Source organism: Candidatus Frankia alpina, assembly GCF_902806485.1.
GTDB lineage: Bacteria > Actinomycetota > Actinomycetes > Frankiales > Frankiaceae > Frankia > Frankia alpina.
In genome coordinates, this window is sequence record NZ_CADCWT010000624.1 from 1 (window position 1) to 315 (window position 315).

The following is a 315-nucleotide window of genomic DNA, read 5'->3' on the forward strand; positions in this document are numbered from 1 at the left end:
GGCACCGGGCTCGGCGCTTCTCGTCGCGGTCCAGGACCCGAGTAAGGAGGTGGTCCCCTACCGGCAGCTTTTCCCGACGCGTGTCGCGCTGCGGCTCGATGAACCCGGCCAGGTGGACATGGTCCTCGGGTCGGATGCCCGGGGCCGGGGCGCCCGCTGCGATGAAATACCCGACTGGGCCCATGGCACGGGCTATGTGAAGCTCGATGGCAGGCGGGAACCGTTCCGGGTCCGCGCGGCCTACCCCACCGACGCTGACATCAGCACACTGAGCCTTTCCCGGTAACGTTTTGTCGCTTTGCGTGACATCAATGT

The 315-nt window shown here is 66.7% G+C and carries 1 pseudogene; it reads left to right on the forward strand.

What is annotated here, in order from left to right:
• Window positions 1-286, forward strand: a pseudogene (locus G6R25_RS24760) (FtsK/SpoIIIE domain-containing protein); the annotation flags it as partial.
• Between the last annotated feature and the right edge of the window lie 29 nt (window positions 287-315).